This window comes from Nocardia donostiensis (assembly GCF_002081715.1).
GTDB classification, from domain to species: domain Bacteria; phylum Actinomycetota; class Actinomycetes; order Mycobacteriales; family Mycobacteriaceae; genus Nocardia; species Nocardia donostiensis.
The window spans coordinates 1-2141 of sequence record NZ_MUKP01000113.1; the positions used below are offsets into that span (position 1 = coordinate 1).

Annotated in this window: 3 protein-coding genes; all 3 read right to left on the reverse strand. The window is 62.2% G+C overall.

What is annotated here, in order from left to right; translation table 11 throughout:
- Positions 1–9: 9 nt before the first annotated feature.
- Positions 10–954 carry a leucine-rich repeat domain-containing protein gene (locus tag B0T44_RS26130; RefSeq protein ID WP_139347853.1) on the reverse strand — a complete coding sequence of 315 codons (945 nt, stop codon included), beginning with the start codon at positions 952–954 and terminating at the stop codon, positions 10–12.
- Between the two features lie 613 nt (positions 955–1567).
- Positions 1568–1741 carry a hypothetical protein gene (locus B0T44_RS27435; protein WP_175648041.1) on the reverse strand — a complete coding sequence of 58 codons (174 nt, stop codon included), beginning with the start codon at positions 1739–1741 and terminating at the stop codon, positions 1568–1570.
- Positions 1742–1947: 206 nt separating this feature from the next.
- Positions 1948–2141 (reverse strand): hypothetical protein (locus tag B0T44_RS27765; protein ID WP_217808780.1); only part of this gene is annotated, 194 nt, incomplete at its 5' end.

The following is a 2141-nucleotide window of genomic DNA, read 5'->3' on the forward strand; positions in this document are numbered from 1 at the left end:
TCGGTCCTGTCAGTCACTCAGCGGCTTCCGCCAGTCGCCGTCGTTCGGCAGGTCGATGAGGTTCGCGACTGCGTCGTTCTTTCGCTTGCTGCCCAGGCCGAAGCGCAGCGATTCGAGCGTGGGATGTCCGACGATCGGACCGAATGCTTCGGGTCGAAGGTGGCCCATGTCGACGACCGCGAGTTGGCGGAGCGCGGGCGCCTGACAGATCGGTGAAAGGTCTGTCAGGCCCTTCATGGTCTCGATCCACAGTCGCCGCAGGCGAACGAGGCCTGACATCGCCGGCAATGCCTCGACATTCCGAAGCGCCTGAAGGAGCAGGTACTCCAGGTGGGGGAGGTGGGCGACCGGCGACAGATCCGAGAGTCCTTTGACCATCCAGAGCTCGAGGTAGTCCAGTGTCTGGAACTCGGGAAGCAGGTCGAGGTTCCTCGTCCCACCGAGCTTCAGATCAAGTGCCCGCAGCTTCGTCAGAGGCGTGAGCAGAGAGAGATCAGGCAACGTAATGGATCGGAGCGTGACGCTCCGAAGCTCACGCAGACTGCTGACGACATCGATGTCCTTGGTCTGCCCTTCAAGGTAGAGCTGCTCGAGTGCGGTGAACCGAGCGAGCGGCTCGAGTGACAGCCTCTTCTTCGTCCGCCCGAGCCCAATGTACCGCGCGTCTTCTGGCAGGTGCCTCAACCCGTCGATGTTGACAAGCGAGTGGAACAGCGCGTCGGCCTGGAATGAGCGCACGGTCGGAAAGTGGCGCAGAAACTCGAGGTCGGTGATGGTGCCGTCGGACGAGCCGTAGACCCGCAGCGTCTTTGTCGGCTGGTCTTTGAACCATTCGCCGAGTAGCGAGTACTCCGCGTCGGTCAGCGCCGAATCGATTTGGATTACCTCCAGGCGATCGTCGAGTCGAGCCAAGTCGTTCTCGGTCACCGGCGAACGAACGATGTGGTAGGACACAGCAACGAACCTATGGCAAGACAGAGGGTTTCCCCAGAGGTCAGTTGTGAGCGCGCCCGCAGGCGCCTCGGCGCGTACGCGCCGCAGGTGGTGCCAGGTGGAGAAGAGGAGGGTTAGTTTACATAATGTAGATTATCGGCACGCGGGCAGGGCTGCCGGAAGGGGTTGAAACCACGTGGAAACGCTGTCGGTTTGTCTGCCGCGGTGCCACGGCATCCGGATCGGCAACCCCGGTCGATGCCCGCGCCTGGAGATCATGCGTTGTGCGCGGAATGTCGACGCGGTGCCCCTTCGGTCACAGATTTCACTGTCGGAAATTTTCCGGCTATCTTTGGGTTCCGCCCGAATCTCTAGGGTCTGGCCAAGATTCGTCTTGGAACCACTTCCCTGTGCTGAGCTCGCCAGCCCGCCTTAAAACGTCACTGTGACGAAATTTGCGGGAAGTGTGGCGCGGGTACCCACACCAACTCACGCTCGCACGTCACCAGCTGATCGCGGCAGACGACCCGCGCCATCGGGAACCGACAGCGGGACCGCAATGTAGGAAAGGCACCGCCATGCAGGCCGGGGCGGTGATCCACTCCCCTCCGAAGACCGCGTTCAGACGGCCAAGCTACCGGGTCTCATCGGCGCCGAACAGCGGCCGGATCTCGGTGAACCACTCGCCAAGGACCTCGACCGTCCAGCCCCAGACGGTCAAGCCCCCTCTCCGCTTCACCGGATCGGGCTCACCTTCTTGGACGTGCGTGACAGTGTTCCACTTGTGCACCACCTGGATCGGGTGCATGCCGAATCGGTCCTCGCAGGTGGCTGGCTACTCATAGAGTGGAACGGTGACGAAGTGGCAGAACATCCGGACCGCCTCGGAGTAGGAGCGGATCGTCGAGCGCTTCATACGCTCTCCTGAGCGTCCGCAAGCGGATCCCCCAGTGAGATATTGGGCTGCTGGGTAGGTATCTATATCCGCCCGATCTTCAGCCAGTCCGCGACCCCTTACCGGCACCCCGACTCGGTGTCGTGTCTGTTGTCGTCTTGCTCGGCATAGCGGTGGCGGAGTCGGTTGAGGTCGTCGATGATCCGCTCCCGCGACGCGGACAGTGACGTGAGAGCGGACTCGATTGAGGCCAGGCGTTGTTCGAACAGCGCGATGGTTTCGCGGCAGACGTCCTGGTCATCGAAGTCGGCGC